Below are 19,787 nucleotides of genomic sequence, written 5' to 3' on the forward strand. Positions count from 1 at the left end.
GATCAGAAAGTGTACCCGAAGGTCAGGTGCAACCGTCCTCCCCGATTCACGAGCGAGGGCAAGGGATCTTCCCCCGGCACCGGGTTCGGGCGCCGGTTGGCCAGCACCGCCGGCAGCACCGCGGGGTAGCCGTAGGCCAGCGAGATCGGCCCCACGGGCGTGACGTAGCGCAGGGCCGGGCCGACCGTCAGGGTCAGGGGCCCGAAGCTGGGGGCGGGCGACTCGGAGACCGCCGCCGCGTCGGCGAAGAGGGCCAGCTGTACCGTCCCGAAGCCCACGTTCTGCAGGAGGTACCAGCGCAGCTCGACCGTCCCCTCGAGGAGGCTGCGGGCCACCGGCCAGGCGCCCTCGGCCTGGGAGATCCGCAGCTTCAGGCCCCGGACGCTGGCGTCACCGCCGTAGGAGAAGGCCTCGCTCTCCGGCAGGGTGAGGGTCCCCCCGGTCGGCCAGCCCAGGCCGATCCGTCCGCCCATGGCCAGGACGATCGGGCCGCCGGCCACCTGCTCCTCGCCCAGGTCGACGGCGAAGGGCGTTCCCAGGCCGAGATAGAGCTGCCCCGAGACCATGGCTCGCAGGAAGCTGGCGCCCTGACTCAGGGGAGAGAGCCAGGGGCGGGCCAGCTCGAAGCGCAGCTCGAGGAGGCCCCCGCCGCGCGGGTCGAGGAAGGAGTCCCGCCAGTCCGCCTTCAGGGAGGGCGTGAGCCGGCCGATGTTGGTGAAGTCCGCCTCCCCGTTGCCACCCTCCTCGTTGATCGACTGGTAGTCGTTGGTCGAGAGCCCGTAGCGCAGGGCCGCGGTGAGATCGGGGCAGGCCTTGCAGCGGGTCTGGCGCAGGAGCAGCCGGGAGAGCCCGCCGGCGATGCCGATGCGCCGCTCCTGGAAGGTGGCCTTCTCCCGGTAGTTGTAGAAGGCCGTGCCCTGCACGTCGAAGGGCGCGCCGAAGGGCTCGGGGGCCGAGAGGAGCACGTCGGCCGTGTCCGAGTTGCCCACCCGGAAGGCGGGATCGATCAGGCCGAAGATCCAGCCCGCCCGGGCGCGGGCCTCCAGGCGCACCGCCCTCCCCAGGAGGTTGCGGTCGCGAAGGTCGAGACCGAAGGCGAGGCCGTCGTCGGTGGAGGCGGAGAGCACCAGGTCCAGGGTCGTGGCCGTGCGCTCCTTCACCTCGACCGAGAGCCAGGTCACCCCGTCCTCCCGCCAGCTACCGAGGGGCTCGAGGTCGACCGTGGAGAAGGGCCCCAGCTCGAGCAGCGCCCGCCGGGAGGCCCCGAGGACCAGCAGGTCGAGGTCGTCGCCGGGATCGAGCTCGAGGCGCTCCTCGAGCAGGCTCACCCGGGTGCGGAAGTCGCCGCTGACGAGGATGCCTCCGAAGCGGCTCTTGGGGCCGGGCGTGACCCGGTAGTGGAGGGTGGCCGGCCCCCCTTCCGAGGGCGAGGGCCGCTCGAGATCACGCTTGACCACGCCGCCGGCGTAGCCCGCCCGGGCCAGCCAGACGTGGATCTCCCGGCGGTCGGGGCCCAGCAGGGAGTGGACGTAGGGCGTGCCGGTGCGCAGCCCCAGCGCCTCGGTGAGCGCCTTCGGGTCGATCTCCGGCGGGAGGCCCTCCAGGGTCATCGCCTCGACCCAGCGCCGCGGCCCCTCGACGATGCTGTGGACCACCCGGATCTTCCCACCCGGGCTCAGCTCGCTGCGGCTCTTCACCTCGGCGGCGGCGTAGCCCCTCGCCACGTAGGCTCGCTCGATGGCCCGACGGTCGGCGGCGAGGACCTCGTCCACCAGCCGGGAGCGAGTGACGAGGCCGGGTGGCTGGATTTTGAGCTCGACCTCGCGCAGGAGCTGCTCCCGGCTCATCACCTCGTTGCCCTCGAAGTCCACCGCGCTCACGGACGCGCGCTCCCCCTCCGTGATCTCGAAGGAGTGCCAGAGGGTGCCCTCCTCGGGCGTGGTCAGCTGGGTCTCGACGGTGGCGCCGTGGTAGCCGCGCTCCTGGTAGGCCTTGCGCATCGCCTCGGCCGAGGACTCGGCCTCGACCGTGTCCGCCGCGCCCACCTCGCGGAAGGTGAGCTTCTTCTCCAGGGTGCTCGTGCCGAGGGAGCGGTTGCCCAGGAAGCGCACCACCACCCGCGGGCCGGCGTCGAGCTCCAGGGTGAGGTCCGCGCCGTGGCGCTCCTGATCCACCGCCCAGCGCACCTCGACCCGGGCCTCCGGGTAGCCGTGGTCCTTGAGCAGCTCCTCGAGCTTCTCGGCGTCCTGCTCGGCGCGGCGCGGGATGAAGCGGTCTCGCCACATCCCCAGGGTGCGGTGGGTGAAGAGCTTCTTCACCTCCTTGCGATCGACCTCGGCCGGCAGCGCACCCTCGAGCTCGATCTTCCGCAGGCGGGCCGGGCGGCCGGCCTCGACCCGCACCTCCAGCTCCAGCCCCTTGGCCGGCTCGGCGCCCGGCACCCGCCGGGTGGTGAGGAGGACCTTCGAGCCGAAGAAGCCCTCCTTCTCCAGGTAGGACTCCAGGCGCAGGCGCTGGCGCTCGAGGGTGTCCTCCAGCTCCTTCACCACGGTGCCGGGGCGCAGGAAGATCCGGCGCCGGAGATCCTCGACCAGCACCGCGAAGGGGATCTTCCCCGCGATCTTCACCCGGTAGACGATCTGCCCCGGCACGATGGCGCAGGCCACCACGCCTCCCTCCTGAGCCGAGCACTCGGCCCGCTCGAAGCCCGGGTACTCGCGCAGGAGGCGGGAGCGCTCGTCCGGCGTGAAGCGTTTGCCCTCGGGCGAGCGCAGGTAGAGGGCCAGGCGCTCACAGAACTTCGGCCAGCCCTTCCACTCGGTCTGGAGGAGGGTGAGAGCGAAGGTCTCGCCGTCGCCCGCCTCGACCCGGCACTCGCTGCGCAGGGCGCCCTCGTCCTGCGCCCGCGCTGCGGCGGGGGCGAGGAGCCCGAGGAGGAGGCCGACGAGGCCGAGGGCAGGCGCGCGCGTCATTTTCCCAGCAACCTCAGCTTCAGCTCGAGCCGGCTGCTGCTCTCATCCTTGTCCTTGGACTCGGCCGAGGCCCCGCTCACCGACTCCCCGGTGTACTCCAGGAAGAGGCGATCGGAGAGGAGGAAGCGCGCCCGCCCGGTGGCGATCGAGCGCGACTCGAAGCTGCGCTCGAAGGAGCCCTCCAGGCGCAGGCGGCGGGTGATCTCCTTGCCGGCGGTGACCGTGACCCCCTCGCTGGTGATGCCAGCGTCCAGCTGCAGCTCGAGGTTCAGGTTGCGCTCGAGCTGCTGGGTGACGAAGCGGGTCAGGGGCGCAGCCAGCTGCGAGCCCACCATCGCGAGCGCCGCGTTCGCCGCGCCCGAGCCGCCGCCCCCCGACTCGAAGTCCGGCGCCACCCGCCCGGTGGTGAGGAGGGAGAGGACCTCGAGCTGGGAGAGGCTCGGATCGGCGGTGAGCTCCAGGGGCATCTCCTCGAAGGGATCGCCGGCCAGCCCCATGGTGATGAAGTAGGTGGGCTGGGCGTCGCCGCCGACCAGGGGCGGGGTGACCTCACCCTCGGCGCGCAGGTTCAGGATCGGCGCGATGCCCTCCCCGCCGGTGGGCTCGAAGTCGATCCGCGCCTCGGTCACGTCGAGGGTGGCGGCCGGGAAGACGATCGTGCCCTGGGTGGAGGAGATCTTCCCCTCGATGAGGGGATCGGCGGCCGTCCCCTGGATCTTCAGGTCGCTGTCGAGGGAGAGGTCGAGGCTGAGGGGGCCGGCGTTGGCGACGACCTCGAGCCCGCCCGCGCTGACGGCGGTGAGATCGAGGCCGATGCCCTCGAGCCAGGGGTAGGTCACCGCCAGGGGCTCGTCGAGCTCGACCTCCTGCGCCCGGAAGTTGAAGCGCTTCAGCTCGAACTTCTGCAGGTAGCGGCCCCGGACGATCTCCACCTCGCCCCGCACCAGGGTCTCGGGGAGCGTCCCCTCCACCCCCAGCATCCCGTTCACCTCCAGCACCAGATCGGGCAGCCGCAGGGGCAGCCCCTCGGCCCGGATACCCAGGCGGTGGGCGCCGGCCCTCTCCCCGGAGAGGGTGATCATCCCCGAGGCCGAGAAGGTACCGCTGCCGATCTCGCCGACGATGCCCTGGAGGATGGCCTCGCTGCCGCGCAGCTCGATGCTGCCGCTCGAGAGGTGGATCTCCCTCACCACCGTCCGCGGGCGCAGCATCGCCGGGCCGTTCAGGGAGATCTCGCCCTGCAGATCCGGCGCCTCCGGCGTCCCCCGGATCTTCAGGGCGATCCCGATCCGCCCGCTCGCCCGGGAGATCGCCTCGACGAAGGGCGGCAGGAGGGAGAGGTCGACCTCGCCGGTCGCGTCGAGGGCGAGGCGCTCACCCACGCTGCCGCCGGCGCGCAGGCGCCCGCCGGTCCCCGTGAGCAGGAAGGGCTCGAGGGTCAGGCCTTCTGCCCCGTAGCGCAGCTTCACCGGGCCCTGCTGATCGAGGCGGACCCCGGCCAGGGAGAGCTCCAGGGTGGTGAGCTCGGTCGCGACCTCCCAGGCCTCGCCCACCAGGTCGAAGGAGAGGCGGCCGGCGGTGACGATCTCGGTCTCGTACTCGGAGAGGGAGGGGACGAGGGAGGAGACGGCGAAGCGCCGGAGGGAGCCGTCGCCGCTGATCGTCAGCCCACCCTCGGCGAGCGTGATCGAGGCCTGGCCGTCCAGCACCCCGAGGGCCGCGAGGCTCAGCTGCACCCCGCCGGGCAGGGGCGTCAGGCGGGCGATGGCCTCGCCCCCGGGCAGCCGCTCCCCCTTCACCTGGAGGCCGGTCGCGCGCAGCTGGCCGCGAATCTCCGGGATGGGCAGCGCGCCCTCCAGCGTGAGGTCGGCGCTGATCAGCGCGTCGATCGGCGGAGGCGCCGGCCCGGCCCTCGCCTCGTCGGCCTCCGCGGCGTCGCCGGCCGCGGGCGGGGCGGGCGGCATCAGCGGAGCGATCCGCAGCCCCTCGGTCCGCAGCCGCGTCGAGCGCAGGCCGGCGCCGTCGTCGATCAGGGTCCCCTCGACCCGCACCGTGCCGGCGTCTCCGATCAGGCTGGCGTCCACCCGCAGGGCGCTGCGCTGGCCTCCGATCTCGAGGCCCAGGGTCCCCAGCGCGATCCCCTCGACCACCAGACCCTCGACGCCGATGGGGCCCCGCACCGTGGGGTCACGCCAGGCGCCCTCGACCTCCAGGTTCGCACCGATCACCCCCGCGAGCTGCAGGTCCGGGAGGAAGGGGCGCAGCAGGGCGGTGGGCAGGCCCTCGAGGCGCAGCGTCAGATCCAGGGTCTCGCGCTCGAGGTCGACGCTGCCCTCTCCGCCGAGGGCGCCGCCGCCCTCGGGCTCCAGCTTCACGCGCTCCAGGCGCAGGGCCTGACCCTCGGCGACGACCAGGGCCTCCAGGGTCTCCAGGGGGACCCCGCCCAGCCGCCCGCGCTTCACCCGCGCGCTCGCCTGACCGGTGGGCGCGCGCAGCGAGCCGCGCAGATCGCCCTCGAAGTAGAGCAGGCCCTCGACCTCGGGGAGGGCCAGCGCCGAGAGGGCGAGCCCGCTGCCCTCGACCGCGAAGGCGCCGCGGGGATCGGCGACGAGGGCGCCTCCCTCGTCGAGGAGGGTCACCTTGCCGGTGGCGCGCAGAGTGCCGTGGACCACCGAGACCCGGGCGTCCTTCAGGGCCAGGCTCTGGCCGTCCCAGTCGAAGGGGAGGAGGCCCGAGAGCGGGGCGAGCCAGGGGTTCTTCAGGCCCTCGAGCTCCAGGCTGCCCCCGGCCGTCGGCGCCCGGATCGGCCCCTCGACCCTCGCCTGCAGCTGCGCCCGGCCGCCCAGCCCCTTCAGGTCGAAGGCCTCCGCCAGGGGACCGAGCTCGGCCGAGACCACCCGGGTGTCGAGGCGCAGCCGCAGATCGTCGTCGAGGCGCACCCAGCCCCGGGCGAAGACCGAGGTCTCGCCGGCGACGAGGCTCGTCCCCTCGGCGAGCACGACCTTCTCCGCGTCGAGCTTCCCCTTGCCCTTCAGGGTGACCGTGCCGGGCAGCCCGGCGGGCAGGGCCCGGGGCATCCCCTCGATCCGCAGATCGAGGGACCAGTCGGCGGCGAGCTCGGTGAGGAGCGCCCCGGAGAGCCCGACCCGGCCGCTCACCTTCCCCGGCAACCACTCGGCCGGCGCCCCGAAGGGCTCCGCCAGCGCCGCCGGGATCTTCTCGAGCTTCGCCGTGAGCTCGAAGGTCCCCGGCTCGGGCAGCAGCCGCGCCGCGCCGCTCGCCTCGACGCGCCCCGTCCCCAGGCCGGCCTCCAGCCGGCGCAGGGCGAGGCCGCCCTCGGAGAGGCCCGCCTCCAGCCGCAGGGCCTCCACCACCAGCTCCTCGCGGGTGAGGCGCGGCGCCGTGGCGACCAGCTCGATCCCGGGGTTGCCCAGGGTCCCGCTGCCCTGGATCGTGAACGTCACCCGGCCCCCCAGGTCCGGCAGCTCGAGGGCGGGCGCGTCGAGCTCCACCTGCCCCTCGAGGGAGGCCCGCAGCCCCCAGTCCCGGTCGAGGTCCAGCTCGGAGAGGCGCAGCTCGCCGCCGAGCTCGAGGCCCTCGCCGCGCGCCCGGGCGCCCTCGACCTCGAAGTGGGAGCCGGGCCCCTCCGCGTCGCGGTGGTAGCGGCCCTGGCGGATCGTCACGGGGGCGAGGGTCAGGCTGCGCTCCAGGGCGTGGAGCGTGACCGCCTCGGCCTTCACCCCCTCGAGGAGGGCCTCCACCCCCGGCAGCGTCAGATCGAGGCTGCCCCCGGCGAGCTCGAGCCCCCGCGCCTCGACCGAGAGGGACTCGAGGACGAGGTCGACGTCCAGATCCTCCAGCACCAGCGAGTCGAGGCTCACCCGCCAGCCCGAGGGGGTGTCGTCGTCCGGATCGCCCTCACCGTAGCCGTCGGGCAGCACCGCCTCGATGAGGGCGAAGGCCGGCGGCTCGGGCCGGCCGGGCGCCGCCGGCTGCGGCGGCAGGAGGGAGATCACGGCCTCGCGCAGGATCACCTCCCGCAGCAGGACGCGCTGCTGGAGCAGATCGACGAGGGCGATCTCGGCCTCCAGCTCCCGGGCCTCCATCACCCGCTCGCCCCGGGGGGCGAAGACCCGCACCGACTCCAGCCGGATCCGCTCGGGGAAGCGCTCCCAGTGGAAGGCCTCCATCTCCAGCCGGCCCTGCAGCACCTGCGCGAAGACCTCGGTGGCGATGGCCTGGGCGCGCTCCTCGGTCAGGTAGACCCGCAGGCCCAGCGCGAGGACGAGGAGCAGGATCAGGAGCCCGACGGAGAGGACCACCGCGACCCGCCGGGCCCGCCGCAGGTAGCGGTCCCGTCTCCGCTCCCGGATCGTCGGCGTCTCGGCGCCGTCGGGGGGCGTGTCAGACACGGCAGACCGCACCACCGCGGCGGGCGTCACCGGCGCCGGTGCCCCCCTCGCCCACGGCGTGCGCCCCCCCGAAGTACATGCTCGGCGTGTCGAAGACGACGAGCTCCCCGACACGGGAGGCGAGGCGCTCGAGGACGGCCACGTCGTAGCTGCCCCGCACGCCCCGGCGCTCGATGTTGAGGGTGCGGCCCTCGAGGTGCATCCGGGGGAGGTCCACCGCGTCCACCAGCGGCCGCTCGCCGAGGAGGGCGTGCACCAGCACCTGGAGGATCGCCGAGCGGATCCGGTTCGATCCCCCGCTGCCCACGGCGAGGACCGGGCGGCCCTCCCGCGTCACGATCGAGGGGCACATCATCGAGGTGAGGCGGGTGCCCGGCCGGTCGGAGTGGAAGCCCTCGGGGTGGAGATCTTCCTCGCCCAGGAAGTTGTTGGCCTGCATCCCGGTGCCCGGGACGAGGTGGCCGCAGCCCTCCCCGTTGCTGTGGGTGAGGGAGCAGGCCCTCCCCGCGGCGTCGATGACGCTGACGTGGGTGGTGCGCCCGAGGTGGTTGTCGGGCCGGGCGGCGGCGAAGGCCGGCCCCTCGACCACCGCCCGCTCGAAGGGCTCGCGCCAGCGGCGGATCGACTCCTCGCCCAGGAACGCGGCGACCACCTCGTCGGGGGGGACGGCGCCGGAGCGCAGCAGGGGGGCGAGGGCCGCCTGCCGCGCCTGGTTGGCCACCGCCATCACCGCCAGGAGGTGGTCGGCGGTCGCCCCCGGATCCCTCCAGACGCCGCGCTCGACCGGAGCCAGCAGCTTCAGGGAGAAGGCGATCAGCAGGCCGCCGCTGGCCGGCGGCGGCGGCAGGTGGACGGTCAGGCCCCCGGGCAGGCCGATCCGGATCGGCACGGTGGTCTTCGCCACCGCCGCGTCGAGATCGGCGTCGGTCATCCGCCCGCGGGGCGGCCCGAAGCCCTCGAGGAGCTCCGGCCGGCCGGGCACCTTGCCGCCGGCGGCCACCCGCTCGAGCAGGCCCGCGAGCTGGGGCACGAAGTAGGGGTCACCCTCGCCGATGAGCCGGCCGCCCGGCGCGATGATCTCCGAGGCCTCGGGGGTGAAGCGCAGGATCGGCTCGAGGATCTCCACGATGGGCGCGATCTCGGCGGAGAGGGGCACCCCCGCCCGCGCCAGCTCGATGGAGGGCGCGACCACCTCCGCCAGGGTCTTGACGCCGTGCGCCCGCTGCAGCTCGACCAGGCCCGGCAGGATCAGGGGCACCGCCGCCGCGCCGCGGCCGACGTGGAAGACCTGGCTGGTGGGCCCGAAGCTGACGTCGATGGCCACGAAGTCGAGGCTGGGATCCTCCAGCGCCGGGGGCAGGCCGAGGCCGGGCACCTCGGCGAAGAAGTCCCAGGCCTCCTCGTGGCCCTCCCCGTCGGAGTAGGTGGCGAAGCCCCCCCCGAAGGGGGAGGCCAGGACGGGCTCGCAGGCGAAGGCGGCGAAGGCCGCGGCCACCGCGGCGTCCACCGCGTTGCCCCCCTCCTCGAGCAGGCGGGCACCGGCCGCGGCGGTCCGGCGATCGCCGGCGGCGACGCAGCCGTGGGCCGCGCCCTGATTCCCCTTCGGATGCACTCTCGAGCTGTCGGACATCGCGCCGATGATAGACGAAAAACCCGGCGAAATGAGGTTTCCTGCCCGCTCCCGACCGGTCCCGGGAGAGCCCACGATCTTTCGCCCCCCTCGGGCCCCGACTATGATTCCCCCACTTCACGAACCCGGAGGCTCACATGCGTCTGCTGCTCCTCGCGCTCGGGGTCTTGCTCCTTCCCCCGCAGGCGGCCAGCGCCCAGGACTTCGTTCCCTTCGACCCCGATCCGGCCCCGGCCGAGACCGTGGCGCCGGCCCCTGCGCCGGCTCCGGCCCCCGCGCCCGCGAAGGCCGACGAGGAGGAGGAGGAGGAGGAGAAGGAGGACGAGAAGGAGGCCGAGCCCTCCGGACTGCTCCCCGCCCCCGAGCTCCTCGATGCCCCGGCCCCTGCGCCGGCCGCCGAGGGTGCCTTCCAGCCCCCGACGGATCTCGAGGCCGGAGCCCCGGCCGAGACCGCGCCCGCGGCCGGTGAGCCCGGCGAGGCCGGCGCCGAGACCACCGCCGCCGAGGAGGATCTGGGTGAGGGCCGGCGCCTCGTGGGGGAGGAGCTGGTGAACGAGCAGGTCGAGCCCATCGGCGCCTCGGCCCTCGCGCCGGCGACCCGGAAGAACGCCGCCGCGGCGAGGTCCAACGAGCGGCCCTCCCCCTCCCTGACCGGCGCCGTCGGCCTGGCCACCCAGCGCACGGCGCGGGTGGGCGCGGAGGGCAGCGTCCGCCTCTCCCTGGTGGGCGAGTTCTTCCTCCTCGACGACTTCCTCATCGTCGGCGATCGCGAGTCGAGGCAGGCCCTCACCTTCGCCCTCGGCTACACGCCGACCGAGTGGCTCGAGATCTACGGCAACCTCGCCTACGCCTCCGCGACCAACACCCTCTCGGCGCCCTCCCTCCTGCAGATCCAGGGCGACTCCAGCCTCGGCGTGAAGGGCGTCTACGCCATGGAGAACGGCGTGGCCCTCGGCCTCGACCTCGAGGTCTCCTTCTTCCCGCCCATCGGCGAGGTGGGCGTGGGCGCCGCCGGCTTCACGCCCCGCGCGCTCTTCGCCTACGACTTCCGCCCGGCCGTCGAGAAGCTGCCGCTGATCCTCCACCTCGAGGTCGGCGCGAACTTCGACGGCACCGGCGGTCTCCCCGGCAACCTCGCCCTCACCCGGGTCGAGGAGTTCGCGCTGGGCATCCACCGCTACCACCGCTTCCGGGCCGGCGCCGGCCTCGAGCTGCCCCTGCCCTGGGTCAGCCCCTTCGTCGCCTGGCGGCTGGCGGCCCCCCTGGGCGTGACCGAGCTGCCCGAGGTGAACGACGACGGCACCCTGCGCACCCTCACCTACGGCGAGATCGTCTCCCAGCACCTCACCCTCGGCCTGCGGGTGACCGCCCTGCGCGACCTCTCCTTCCTGGCCGCGATGGACATCGGCCTGGCCGGCGCCGCCATCGAGGGCGTGCCCGCGACCATGCCCTGGAACCTGATGCTGGGCCTCTCCTACACCCTCGATCCCCTCTCCCGCTCCGAGCGCGTCACGCGCACCATGGAGCGCACCATCGAGGTGGACAAGCCCATCGAGACCCGCCCGCCGGCGGGCATTGTCGAGGGCATCGTCCGGGACGCCGAGACCGGCGCGATCCTCGCCGGCGCCCTGATCACCGTCGAGCCCGGCGACGGCCTCCCCGTCGCCTCGGCGATGGAGAGCGGGCAGTACCGCTCCCGCGACATCGCCCCCGGGCAGGTGCAGCTCACGGCCGTGAAGGAGGGCTACGCGCCGGTCTCGGCCGCGGCCCTGGTGGCCGACAAGGCCGTCACCCCCCTGGACTTCGCCCTCCAGAAGCTGGTCGTGGCCGGCACGATGACCCTCGCGATCACCGACGCCAAGACCAAGGGCGGCCTGCCGGCCACCGTGACCTTCACCGGGCCCGAGACCAAGGAGGTCACCGCGGACGCCGAGGGCAAGGCCCTGGCCGAGCTGAAGCCCGGCAAGTACCGGGTCGACGTCACCCACGAGGGCCACAACGCCCGGCAGAAGGATTTCGAGATCGACAACGGCGCCAGGCTGCTGGTCGACCTCGAGCTCTCCCCCAAGGCGAAGCAGTCCCTGATCGTGGTGCACAAGAAGAAGATCCAGCTCAAGCGCAAGGTGCACTTCCAGACCGGCAAGGCCACCATCCTGCCCGACAGCTACCAGCTCCTCGATCAGGTCATCGACGCCGTCGTCAGCCACAAGATCGAGAAGCTGCGCATCGAGGGGCACACCGACTCCACCGGCGCCGACTCGCGCAACCTGCGCCTCTCCCAGGCCCGCGCCGACTCGGTGCGCCAGTACTTCATCGAGAACGGCATCGGCGAGGAGCGCATCGAGGCCAAGGGCTTCGGCGAGACCAAGCCCATCGCGCCGAACCTCACCACCCGCGGCCGGGCCATGAACCGGCGGGTCGAGTTCCACATCGTCGCCCAGTAGCCGGGGTGGCCGGGTGCGACCCTTTTGACTAGGTTATGCGGGCTGCGATCCCGACCCTCCTCCTCCAACGGGGCTCTCGATGACCATGGTTGACACCCTCCGAGCACGCACATCCGGCCTCCCCCGGGCCCTCCTCGCCCTCGCCCTCCTCCTCGCCCTGCCCTTCGCCGCCGCGGCCGAGGTGCGGGACATCGAGCGCGAGGCCATGAAGCTGGACCAGCTCTTCCTCGGCCCCTGCTGCTACACCCAGACCCTCGACGTCCACAGCTCCCAGCCGGCCCAGGATCTGCGCAAGGAGATCCGCAAGCAGCTCGAGGCGGGGAAGACCCCCGAGGAGGTCGAGGCCTGGGTGATCGAGACCTACGGCCAGAAGATCCTCGCCGTCCCGCCGGGCAGCGCCCTGGCCGAGGTGCTCATGCTCTCGGTGGCCGCCATCCTCATCGCCGGCTTCGCCCTCCTCTGGGTGGGCCGCAAGTGGATGAAGCGGGGCCAGGACGACGAGAAGGGCGAGGACAAGACCGAGCTCTCCGAGGAGGATCAGGCCTACCTCGACCGCCTCGACGACGAGCTCTCCCAGATCCGCCCCGAGGGCTGAGGCCTCAGCCCGGCGAGATCCGGGTCGCCTCGTCGTGCTCGAGCAGCGGCGAGCCCTCGACGATGACCGCCCGGGCCCGGGAGAGCTCGAGCAGCCAGGCGAGCAGGTCTCCCTCGACGAGCGCTCGTTGGAGGACCAGCGGCCGCTCCGGATCCGAGGCCGGGTGGTTCCAGCGCACGGTCGCCGGCTCCCGCGGCGCGTGCTCCAGGTCGAGGGCCAGGGCGTAGAGGCGGGGGCGATCCCCCTCCTGCCGCAGGCGGGTCAGGGCGTCGGCCGTGTGCTCGAGCTCGTCGTGGAGGCGGCGCTGCACCAGCGCCGAGCGGATCGCGCGCAGGGTGGCGCCGAGGACGACCACCACCAGCACGACCGCGCCCGCGATGAAGGCCCAGCGGCGCACCGGCGAGAAGACGAAGCCCACGGCGAAGAGGCCCAGGGCGAAGGTGGCGGCCAGCGAGAAGAAGGCCAGGGCCAGGGGGAGGACCGAGCGGACCATCGCCTCGCGCAGGCGCGCGATCTCGGCGGCGTGCTTCGCCAGCGCCTCGGGCGAGATCCGGCAGGCCTCGATCCAGGCCTCGTGGCCCGGCGAGAGCGCGGGCGCCCCGCCGGCGCGCAGGCGGGCGAGCCCCTCCTCGTCGAGCCGCACCGCGCCGAGGGCCTCGATCACGGCGGGCTCGAGGGCCGCCTCGCTCACGAAGAGCCCGATCTTCGGGAAGGTGTCGTTCAAGGGGAGCGCTCCAGCCAGAGGAGGTACTCCACGTTACCCTTGGGGCCCTTCAGGGGCGAGACGATCTCGCCCCGGACGGCGAAGCCCTGCGACTCGGCGAAGGCGCGCACCCGCGCGAGGGCCGCGCGCCGCGCTGCCTCGTCCCGCACGACCCCGCCCTTGCCGACCGCCTCCCTCCCCACCTCGAACTGCGGCTTCACCAGGGGCAGGCAGCTGCCCGCCGGCTTCAGCAGGAGCGCGGCCACCGGCAGGAGCAGCTCCAGGGAGATGAAGGAGCAGTCGACCACGACCAGATCCGCCGGCTCCCCGAGGTCACCGGCCTTCAGCAGCCGGGCGTTGGTGCGCTCGTGGACCTCCACCCGGGGATCCGCGCGCAGCTTGGCGGCCAGCTGTCCGTAGCCCACGTCCACCGCCACCACCGAGGCCGCGCCGGCCTGCAGGAGGCAGTCGGTGAAGCCGCCGGTGGAGGCGCCCAGGTCGATGCAGCGCAGGCCGGTGGGATCGAAGCCGAAGGCCTCGAGGGCTCCCTGCAGCTTGAGCCCCCCCCGCGAGACGAAGGGGAGGTCCTCGCCCTTGAGCCGCAGCTCGGCGTCCTCCGGGACCTCGGTGCCCGCCTTCTCCACCCGGTGACCGTTCACGATCACCTCGCCGGCCATGATCCGGGCCTGGGCCCGGGCGCGGCTGGGGCAGAGGCCGCGCTCGACCAGCAGGCGGTCGATGCGCACCTTGCCCCCCTTCCCCATCAGCTCCGGCGCTCCACCAGGAGGCCGGCCAGGGCGTCGAGGCGGGAGGGATCGCCCGCCTCCGCGTCCAGCTCGGCGAGGGCCTCGCGGGCCAGCGCCAGCAGCGCCCCCGCCCGCTCGCGCGCGGCCTCGACGCCGATGGCGCCGGGCACCGTGGCGGTCCCCCGCTCGGCGTCCTTGCCCACGGCCTTGCCCATCGACTCGGCCTCGCCCTCGGCGTCGAGGAGATCGTCGGCGACCTGGAAGGCCAGGCCGATCGCCTCGCCGAAGGTGGAGAGGGCCTCCAGGGCCTCGTCCCCGGCGCCGGCCGCCAGCGCCCCGCCCACGCAGGCGGCCCGGATGAGGGCCGCCGTCTTCATGCGGTGGACCTCCTCGACGGCGTCGAGGCCGGCCCCCAGGGCGCCCCGCTCGATGTCGAGGACCTGCCCGCCGACCATGCCGCCGGAGCCGGCGCAGGCCGCGAGCAGCCCCACCAGGGCGGCGCGCTCGCGCTGGGCCTCGCTGCCCAGCAGGGCGAAGGCCTCGGTGAGCAGCCCGTCCCCGGCGAGGATCGCCACGGCCTCGCCGAAGACCTTGTGGTTGGTCGGGCGGCCCCGGCGCAGGTCGTCGTCGTCCATCGCCGGGAGGTCGTCGTGGACCAGGCTGTAGGTGTGCACCAGCTCGAGGGCGACGCAGTAGTCCTGCAAGAGCTCGCTGCGTTCGGTGCTCCCCACGGCCTCGGCCGCGGCCAGGGCCAGCAGGGGCCGCAGGCGCTTGCCGCCGGCCGCGACGCTGTAGAACATCGCCTCGCGCAGGCGCTCGGGGCCCGGCGCCGCCTCGCCCCACCCACTCAGCCACGCCTCGACCTCGGCGCGGGCCTCCTCCATCCACTGCTCGAAGCTCTCGCTCACGCTACGCTCTCCTCGTCGTTCGATCTCAAGATCTCCTGCACCCGCCGGATGAAGCTGCCGGGGCGCAGAGGCTTGGTGAAGAAGTCGGCCGCGCCCGCCTCCAGGTAGGCCTGCATGTCCTCGAGGGAGCGGGAGGAGGAGAGCACCGCCACCGGCGTCTGCGGGAAGCTGGCGTGTCCCCCGGCCACGCTGTGCACCAGGGAGAGGGGGTCGCAGAAGATCTCGTCCCGGTCGACCACCACCAGCGCCGGCCGGTCGACCCGCATCCGGGAGACCAGCTCCAGCCCGCTGGCCACCGGCAGGGGCTCGATGCCCGCCGCCATCAGCAGCCCCGAGAGGGCCTTGCGGGTGGAGAAGTCCTGGACCACCAGGACCACCACCTTCGCCTCGTCCCCGCTCCCCACCTAGTCCTCGTCCTCGAAGGGCTCCCGGGCGCCGTCGGCCAGCAGCTTCTCCACCCGGCGCTCGGCGCCGTCCAGCAGCTTCTGGCCGGCCCGGAGCAGCTGCATCCCCTCCTCGAAGGCCGCGAGCTGATCCTCCAGAGGCAGCTCGCCCGCCTCGAGGCGCTCGACGGTGGCCTCGAGGCGCTCGACGACCTGCTCGTAGGGCAGCGCCTCGTGGGCGCCGGGCGCGGCGTCAGTCTTCTTCCTGGTCTTGCGGGTGCCGGGCATCGCTTGCCTCCTGGGAGTGGTGGCTCACCCGCGCGCCGAGGGCGCCGCGAGCGAGCCGGATCTGGAGCGCGTCTCCCACCGCGACCGTGGCGGCGTCGCGCAGGAGCCTGCCCTCCTGGTCGCTGACCAGGGCGAAGCCCCGGTCGAGGACGCTCTGCGGGGAGAGGGCCGTGAGGGCGGCCTCGTGGCGGGTCAGCCGGGTGCGCTCGGCGCGCAGGCCGGAGAGGACCTCGCGCTCGAGCCGCCGCTCGAGGTCGGCGAGCGCCCGCTGGCGCTGGCCGAGGCGCTGACGGGGGTGCAGGCGCTCGAGGCGAGCGGCCTCCCGGGAGAGGGCCTCCCGCCGCTCTCGCAGGCCCCGCTCGAGGGCGAAGCGCCCCATCAGGTGCAGCTCGTCGAGGCGCTGGCGGCGGGCGGAGAGGGCCATGCGGGGATCGGAGAGGCGCGCGCGGGCGCCGAGCAGGACCTGGCGCCGCCGCCCGAGGGAGAGGCGCAGGGCGCTCTGGAGGCGCCGGCGCAGGCTCCGCAGCTCCTCCCGCAGGCTCTCCCGGGCGGGCGCCACCAGCTCCGCGGCGGCCGAGGGCGTGGCCGCCCGCAGGTCGGCGGCCAGGTCGGAGAGGGTGACGTCCACCTCGTGTCCCACCGCCGAGATCACCGGCGTCTCGCAGGCGGCGATGGCCCGCACCACCAGCTCCTCGTTGAAGGCCCAGAGGTCCTCCAGGCTGCCGCCGCCCCGGGTCACGACGATCACGTCGCAGTCCTCGGCGTCCAGGCGGCGCAAGGCGGAGGCGAGCTCGGAGGCGGCCCCCTCCCCCTGCACCCGGGCCGGGGCCAGCAGCACGGAGACCTGGGGCGCCCGGCGGCCGAGGACCTGGAGGAAGTCGTGGATCGCCGCGCCGGTCGGGCTGCTCACGACCCCCACCCGGGTGGGCAGCGGCGGCAGCGCCACCTTGCGCGCCTCGTCGAAGAGCCCCTCCTCCTCGAGGCGGGCCCGCAGCTGCTCGAAGGCCGCCCGCAGGGCGCCCTCCCCCGCTGGCTCCAGCCGGTCGATCACCAGCTGGTAGTTGCCCCGGGGCGCGTAGACCGTGATCCGCCCGGTGGCGATCACCTCCAGGCCGTCCCGGGGGTCGAGGCGCATCCGGGCCGCCGGCCCCCGCCAGATCACCGCCGAGAGGGTGGCGTCGTCGTCCTTGAGGGTCAGGTAGCAGTGGCCGCTGGTGGCCCGCTTGAAGCCCGAGATCTCACCCCGCACCTGGATCCGGGCGAAGCGGCCCTCGAGCAGGCCCTTGATCTCCCGGGTGAGCTCGTCGACCCGGTAGACCCGCGGGCCCGACTCGGCGGGCATGGCTTCCGGGCTGCCCGCGCCCGGGCGAGGACGCCCGGGCAGGTTCCGGAGCCGATAGCTGCGCTGCGCCGCCATGAGCCCCTTCCTATCCTCCGGGCCTGAGCCCCACAAGCCACGCCCTCCCCGAATCGGCCCGGATGGGCTAGGTTCCGGCCTCGAAAGGGGTCACTCACGATGCGCCAGCGCTCTCTCTTCCTCCTCTCCGGTCTGCTCGTCCTCACCGCCGCCTGCGACGGCAAGGGCGGGGACCCCGATGGTGGCAGCGCCACGCCGCCCGCGACCTACTGTCCCGGGCAGGCCGGCTGCGAGAACGGCGGCGGCGAGAGCGACGCCCTCCTGGCCGGCGCCGCCGCGGTGACGATCACCCCGCCGGCCTTCGAGGTGCCCCTGCCCGAGTACCTCCGGGACGAGGCCGCCCTCGGTCAGTGCGACGTGGGGGACCGCTGCGGTGAGCTCATCGACATCGCCACCCGCGACTGCGGCGCCGACATGCTCTGCCGGGGGGATCCGACCTACACCGCCCCGGACGCCGACGGCACCGAGCGCGACGGCGTCTACGACTTCTTCCGCGACTGCGGCACCGACAACGTCTGCCCGGGCGACGCCGGCTACGTGGCCCCCGACGCCGACGGCACCGAGGGCAACGGCATCTTCGACGGCATGTGGCTGGCCGGCTTCGGCAACAACCGCCCGGCCACCGGGGTCCACGACGACCTCTGGGCCCGGGCCGCGGTGCTGGGCAAGGGCGACGTGAAGGTCGCCTTCGTCTACCTGGACCTCGTCGGCTTCTTCAACTCGGACGTGCGCAAGGTCCGCGAGGCGGTGCGCCAGAAGCGCCCCGAGGTCTTCGCCGACCTCGACTTCATCCAGGTGGGCTCCACCCACGTCCACGAGGTCCCCGACACCCTGGGCCAGTGGGGGCTGACCCCCGACGTCCCGGGCCTGGGCGTGCCCGCGGCCTACAAGTCCGGCGTGAACCTGGTCTGGCTCGACTACCTCATCGACCGCACCGCCGACGCCATCATCGAGGCCTACGACGCCGCCGTGCCCGCCACCGCCGCGGTGGCCACCGGCCGCACCGGCGCCGACGGGCTGGTCCGGGACAGCCGCGACCCCGTGATCATCGACGACACCATGGGCGTGCTGGTCCTCGACGACGCCGCGAGCGGCGACCCCATCGCCACCCTGGTGAACTGGGGCAACCACCCCGAGGTGCTCTCGGACATCAACAACCTCATCACCTCCGACTACTCCCACTACCTGCGCGAGGCCGTCGAGAACGGCCTGCCCGCGGAGGGCAGCGCCCCGGCGGTGGCCGGCCGCGGCGGCATCTGCGTCTACCTCCAGGGCCCGGTGGGCGGCCTGCTCACCCCCCTGGGCACGGTCGGCGCCACCACCCGCGACGGCACCAACCGCGACGCCGTGCGCGACTGGGAGAAGGCCCGGGCGGTGGGCGAGCGCCTGGCCGAGGAGGCCCTCTCCCTGGCCGCCAGCGCCACGCCGATGAGCGACACGACGATCGCCTTCGGCGCGGAGGAGCTCTTCCTGCCGATGAACAACATCTTCTTCCAGGTGATGTTCGGGGTCGGCGTCTTCTCGAACCGGCAGGCCTACCAGGCGGACGGCAGCGAGTGGGCCGGCGGCCTCATCGACCCCGACGAGAACTTCCCCTGGCTGAAGTCCGAGACCGCCCTCTTCCGGATCGGCAACCTCTCCCTCCTCTCGGTGCCCGGTGAGCTCTTCTCCGAGGCGGCCGTCGGCTTCGACGCGAGCTACACGCCCGCGAACAAGGAGCGGATCGACCCGAACAACCCGAACCCGCCGACCCTCCCCACCGATCCGCCGCCGGCCTACCGCGAGCGGATGGGCACCGAGCACACCTTCGTCCTCGGTCTCTCGATGGACGAGGTCGGCTACCTGGTCCCCAGCTGGACCTTCGAGCTCGATCCCACCAGCCCCTACTACGAGGAGGCGGCGGGCGATCACTACGAGGAGACCAACTCCCTCGGCCCCAGCACCGTCCCGCTCCTGGAGGAGAAGCTCGAGATCCTCTTCCAGTGGCAGGCCGCCGCGGCCGGCGAGTGATCCGCCGGGGGGGCCTTCAGCTCGCGTAGAGGGTGATGTCCGTGGCGGCCGCGAAGGCCATCCGGACCGCCTCGTCCCAGTCCGGGTGACGCACCATCACCCAGCCGTCGGAGAGCAGGGTCTGCTTCCAGTCGCGCCGGTGGCTCCCCGGCCGCAGGAGGGACTCGTCCACGACCCAGGAGCCGCAGGCCTGCAGCCAGGCCTCCAGGCCCGTGATCCGGGTGATGCGGCCCTGCCCCAGCGCCCGCTTGAAGGTGATGCCGCAGTTGTACTTCCGCTCGGTGGAGGCCTCGAAGGCCCCCCAGCAGACGACCCGGGCCCACTCCCGGAAGAGATCGATGTCCCCGGTGAAGTTCATCTGGTCGACCAGCCGCGCCCCACCCGGGCGGCAGCCGATCTCCCCCAGCACGACCTCGCCCTTGGGGGTGTGGAACCACTCCATGTGGGTGAAGCCGTCGCCCATGCCCAGCGCGCCGAGGACCTCGCGCCCGAGGGCGATGCCCGCCTGGAACTTCGGCGGCGCGAGGTCGCGCACCGTGACGATCACCGGGCTGATCCACTCCTCGCTGCGCGCCTCCAGGGGCTTGGGCAGGTACTGGGCGACGTTCTCGTAGACCGGCCGCCCGTCGACGCAGAGGGTGTCGTAGGTGAACTCCTCGCCCTCGACGTACTCCTCCACGCTCACCTCGGCGACGCCCCGGGTCAGTTTGATGACCTCCTCCAGGCGCTCGGCGTCGCGGCAGAGGTAGGTGTCGGCGCTGCCGGCGCCGGCGATGGGCTTGACGATGAGCGGGAAGCCGATCGCCTCGGCGGCCTCCCGCAGCCCCTCGACCGTGGACACCCGCGCCGAGGCCGGCACCCGCAGGCCCGCGGCGGCGACCCGCTCCTTCATCAGCTGCTTGTCCCGGAAGCCCAGCACCGTGTCGTGGGACATGCCGGGCAGGCCCCAGCGCTCTCGCATCCGGGCGGCCAGGAGCACGGTCGGCTCCCAGGCGGAGAGCACCCGCTCGATGGGCAGGTTGCGCAGCCACCGGGACGCGCGCTCGAGCACGTCCTCCTCGTCGAGGAGGCTCGGCACCTGCAAGTAGTCGTGGAGGTAGTAACGCGAGTCCGCCGGCAGGGCGGCCCTCGGCGTGTCCCCGATCCCATAGACCTCGGCGCCCACCTCGGCCAGGCCGCGGGTGAAGTGCCGCATCTCCGGTGGATAGACCGGACCCAGGAAGACGACTCTCATCGAAGAAGACGCTACTCCGGGCGGGGGGGATGGGGATAGCCTACA

General features: G+C 73.6%; 13 protein-coding genes. 3 read left to right on the forward strand and 10 right to left on the reverse strand.

What is annotated here, in order from left to right:
* Nucleotides 1-2: 2 nt before the first annotated feature.
* The 3 genes from P1V51_20345 to P1V51_20355 are packed head-to-tail and all read right to left on the reverse strand — an operon-like array spanning nt 3 to nt 9,014.
* Nucleotides 3-2,972, reverse strand: a complete 2,970-nt coding sequence (locus P1V51_20345; protein MDF1565399.1) for a POTRA domain-containing protein — start codon at nt 2,970-2,972, stop codon at nt 3-5.
* Nucleotides 2,969-7,384, reverse strand: a complete 4,416-nt coding sequence (locus P1V51_20350; protein MDF1565400.1) for a translocation/assembly module TamB domain-containing protein — start codon at nt 7,382-7,384, stop codon at nt 2,969-2,971. The genes P1V51_20345 and P1V51_20350 overlap by 4 nt, the downstream gene beginning before the upstream one ends.
* Nucleotides 7,377-9,014, reverse strand: coding sequence for a gamma-glutamyltransferase (locus P1V51_20355; protein MDF1565401.1), 1,638 nt, complete (start codon nt 9,012-9,014; stop codon nt 7,377-7,379). The genes P1V51_20350 and P1V51_20355 overlap by 8 nt, the downstream gene beginning before the upstream one ends.
* A gap of 137 nt (nt 9,015-9,151) precedes the next feature.
* Here P1V51_20355 and P1V51_20360 point away from each other — a divergent pair, with 137 nt between their 5' ends.
* Nucleotides 9,152-11,458, forward strand: coding sequence for an OmpA family protein (locus P1V51_20360; protein ID MDF1565402.1), 2,307 nt, complete (start codon nt 9,152-9,154; stop codon nt 11,456-11,458).
* Between the two features lie 85 nt (nt 11,459-11,543).
* Nucleotides 11,544-12,053, forward strand: coding sequence for a cytochrome c-type biogenesis protein CcmH (locus tag P1V51_20365; protein ID MDF1565403.1), 510 nt, complete (start codon nt 11,544-11,546; stop codon nt 12,051-12,053).
* Between the two features lie 4 nt (nt 12,054-12,057).
* On the opposite strand, the gene P1V51_20370 is transcribed toward P1V51_20365, so the two are convergent.
* Genes P1V51_20370 through xseA form a run of 6 tightly spaced genes read right to left on the reverse strand, consistent with a single transcriptional unit; the run spans nt 12,058 to nt 16,498 of the window.
* Entirely contained in the window at nt 12,058-12,777 is a 720-nt protein-coding gene (locus P1V51_20370) for a hypothetical protein (protein MDF1565404.1), read from the reverse strand.
* Nucleotides 12,774-13,520 carry a TlyA family RNA methyltransferase gene (locus P1V51_20375; protein MDF1565405.1) on the reverse strand — a complete coding sequence of 249 codons (747 nt, stop codon included), beginning with the start codon at nt 13,518-13,520 and terminating at the stop codon, nt 12,774-12,776. Before P1V51_20375 ends, P1V51_20370 begins: the two co-directional genes overlap by 4 nt.
* Nucleotides 13,520-14,410 carry a polyprenyl synthetase family protein gene (locus tag P1V51_20380; GenBank protein MDF1565406.1) on the reverse strand — a complete coding sequence of 297 codons (891 nt, stop codon included), beginning with the start codon at nt 14,408-14,410 and terminating at the stop codon, nt 13,520-13,522. The genes P1V51_20375 and P1V51_20380 overlap by 1 nt, the downstream gene beginning before the upstream one ends.
* A complete protein-coding gene (locus tag P1V51_20385) occupies nt 14,407-14,814 on the reverse strand; it encodes a hypothetical protein (GenBank protein ID MDF1565407.1) in 408 nt (135 codons plus the stop codon). The genes P1V51_20380 and P1V51_20385 overlap by 4 nt, the downstream gene beginning before the upstream one ends.
* Nucleotides 14,815-15,081 (reverse strand): exodeoxyribonuclease VII small subunit, encoded by a 267-nt coding sequence (gene xseB, locus P1V51_20390; protein ID MDF1565408.1) that lies wholly within the window; start codon nt 15,079-15,081, stop codon nt 14,815-14,817.
* The gene (xseA, locus tag P1V51_20395) at nt 15,047-16,498 is read right to left on the reverse strand and encodes an exodeoxyribonuclease VII large subunit (protein ID MDF1565409.1); all 1,452 of its coding nucleotides are present in this window, start codon (nt 16,496-16,498) and stop codon (nt 15,047-15,049) included. Before xseA ends, xseB begins: the two co-directional genes overlap by 35 nt.
* Before the next feature lie 99 nt (nt 16,499-16,597).
* On the opposite strand from xseA, the gene P1V51_20400 reads away from it, so the two are divergent.
* Nucleotides 16,598-18,508 carry a hypothetical protein gene (locus P1V51_20400; GenBank protein ID MDF1565410.1) on the forward strand — a complete coding sequence of 637 codons (1,911 nt, stop codon included), beginning with the start codon at nt 16,598-16,600 and terminating at the stop codon, nt 18,506-18,508.
* 16 nt (nt 18,509-18,524) lie between these two features.
* Here P1V51_20400 and P1V51_20405 read toward each other — a convergent pair whose 3' ends face one another.
* Nucleotides 18,525-19,742 carry an ATP-grasp domain-containing protein gene (locus tag P1V51_20405; GenBank protein ID MDF1565411.1) on the reverse strand — a complete coding sequence of 406 codons (1,218 nt, stop codon included), beginning with the start codon at nt 19,740-19,742 and terminating at the stop codon, nt 18,525-18,527.
* Nucleotides 19,743-19,787: the final 45 nt, after the last annotated feature.

The organism is Deltaproteobacteria bacterium (genome assembly GCA_029210625.1).
GTDB lineage: Bacteria > Myxococcota > Myxococcia > SLRQ01 > SLRQ01 > JARGFU01.

Excerpts from the sequence above, each read along its gene's own strand:
- P1V51_20345 (MDF1565399.1), bottom strand. The coding sequence starts at position 2,972 with ATGACGCGCGCGCCTGCCCTCGGCCTCGTCGGCCTCCTCCTCGGGCTC.
- P1V51_20355 (MDF1565401.1), bottom strand. The coding sequence starts at position 9,014 with ATGTCCGACAGCTCGAGAGTGCATCCGAAGGGGAATCAGGGCGCGGCC.
- P1V51_20360 (MDF1565402.1), top strand. The coding sequence starts at position 9,152 with ATGCGTCTGCTGCTCCTCGCGCTCGGGGTCTTGCTCCTTCCCCCGCAG.
- P1V51_20365 (MDF1565403.1), top strand. The coding sequence starts at position 11,544 with ATGGTTGACACCCTCCGAGCACGCACATCCGGCCTCCCCCGGGCCCTC.
- P1V51_20375 (MDF1565405.1), bottom strand. The coding sequence starts at position 13,520 with ATGGGGAAGGGGGGCAAGGTGCGCATCGACCGCCTGCTGGTCGAGCGC.
- xseB (MDF1565408.1), bottom strand. The coding sequence starts at position 15,081 with ATGCCCGGCACCCGCAAGACCAGGAAGAAGACTGACGCCGCGCCCGGC.
- xseA (MDF1565409.1), bottom strand. The coding sequence starts at position 16,498 with ATGGCGGCGCAGCGCAGCTATCGGCTCCGGAACCTGCCCGGGCGTCCT.
- P1V51_20400 (MDF1565410.1), top strand. The coding sequence starts at position 16,598 with ATGCGCCAGCGCTCTCTCTTCCTCCTCTCCGGTCTGCTCGTCCTCACC.
- P1V51_20405 (MDF1565411.1), bottom strand. The coding sequence starts at position 19,742 with ATGAGAGTCGTCTTCCTGGGTCCGGTCTATCCACCGGAGATGCGGCAC.